We start from the raw sequence: 1,824 nt of genomic DNA on the forward strand, positions 1-1,824 counted from the left end.
GGTCCACTTCCTGCGCAAGGCCGGCGTCGGGCCGGATCCCACCCCGCTGATCCTCAGTCACGGCTGGCCGTGGACGTTCTGGCACTGGGCGAAGGTGATCGACCGGCTGGCGGACCCCGTGCCGTACGGCGGTGATCCGGCCGACGCGTTCGACGTGATCGTGCCGTCGTTGCCGGGCTTCGGGTTCTCCACGCCGCTGACGAACCACCCGGACATGAACTTCTGGAAGATCGCCGACGTCTGGCACGAACTGATGACCGGCGTGCTCGGCTTCCCGAAGTACGCCGCGGCCGGCTGTGACGTCGGCGCGCTCGTCACCGGGCAGCTCGGGCACAAGTACGCCGACGAGCTGTACGGAATCCACATCGGTTCGGGCCTGAAGCTCACGTTCTTCACCGGGGACCGCGCCTGGGACTTCAGCGGCGGTCACCCGATCCCGCCGGACCTGCCGCCGGATCTGCACGCCCGGGTCATCGAGCTCGATCGCCGGTTCGCCTCCCACCTGGCGACGCACGTCCTCGACCCGAGCACCCTCGGCTTCGGCCTGGCCGACTCACCGGCCGGGATGCTCGCCTGGATGCTCGAGCGGTGGACGAAGTGGTCGGAGGGCGACGCCTTCACCAGGGACGACGTCCTCACGCACGCAACGATCTACTGGGCCGGCAACGCGATCGACACGTCGATCCGCACGTACGCCAACAACACCCGTTATCCGTGGACGCCGTCGCACGACCGCCAACCGGTGGTCGAGGCGCCGACCGGCATCACCTTCGTCGCCTACGAGAACCCACCCGGCGTCACGACGACCGACCAGCGCATCGAGAACTTCCTCAACAGCGACCGCGCGGCCTGGTACAACCACGTCAACCTCACCGCCCACCCCACCGGCGGTCACTTCATCCCGTGGGAGATCCCCACCGAGTGGACCGAAGACCTCCGCCGCACCTTCCGTTCCGTCAAGGCCGGCCGGTAACCGGGGTCACCTCAGGCAGGACCGGCGGGCTGGTCCTTGGCCCACCAGAGGAAGGCTGCGGCGTGCTGCTGGTTGGTGAAACCTTCGCCGACCAGGGCGCGCAGGACGTCGTTGCTCCAGAGGATGAGGCGGCCCAGTGTCCAGTTGACCGCCTCCGGCGCGGGAAGCTCGAGACCGTAGACCAGGCGGGCGATCTCGCGCTTCCCGCCGGCCTCGGTCGTGTACTTCAGGATGGACAGGAATCGCTCGGGGTGCATGACGCAGAGCACCCGGGTCAACAGGGCTTCCTTGAACCCCGGCATGGAGAACGGCTTCGTGCCGGACAGCAGATGCTGCAGCCGGTCCTCGAGCGGGATGTCGTCCGGCCCACGGAGCAGGTAGTCGATGGTGTTGCGGGTGTACGCCGCCGCGACGTCGGTGCCCATGTCGTTCCAGGCCGAGTTGAAGACCGACACGTTCGCGGGCCGCGCGCCGACCTCGGAGTTCGCGAAGTCCGTCAGCGCCTGCGGATCGCAGCTCCACAGCCCGTCCGCGGAGAAGATCTGCCGGTACTCCGCCCAGTACGCCGCCACCGCCGGATCGAAGCCGGGTCCGCGATCGAGGTACTCCGCCTTCAGCACCCCGGCGCGGTGCAGCCACTTCGGATCCACGTCAGCGGGCCCGGGGAACCGTGACCTGAGTTCGTCGAACGTGTACGTCGGCTTGGCGGCGTCGGCGGTGCCGTGCGTCCACTCGTACCCACATCGGTGCCGCACCCGCCGACGTCCGTCCGGCAGGGTGTCGACCACCTGGACGTCGTCGTCGTCCGCGCACAGCGGACACATCGCAAGCACAGACATCCCCACCCACCC

2 protein-coding genes are annotated in these 1,824 nt (G+C 68.6%); one reads left to right on the forward strand and one right to left on the reverse strand.

Going from position 1 to position 1,824, the window contains the following annotated elements:
- The coding region (locus E1218_RS35630) for an alpha/beta fold hydrolase (protein WP_132327430.1) at nucleotides 1–973 on the forward strand (973 nt) is incomplete at its 5' end.
- An 11-nt stretch (nucleotides 974–984) separates the two neighbouring features.
- Here the strand turns inward: E1218_RS35630 and E1218_RS35635 are convergent.
- Nucleotides 985–1,824, reverse strand: an 840-nt coding sequence (locus E1218_RS35635) for a hypothetical protein (RefSeq protein ID WP_233712702.1), incomplete at its 5' end; no start/stop codon positions are given.

It is taken from the genome of Kribbella turkmenica, from assembly GCF_004348725.1.
Lineage (GTDB): Bacteria > Actinomycetota > Actinomycetes > Propionibacteriales > Kribbellaceae > Kribbella > Kribbella turkmenica.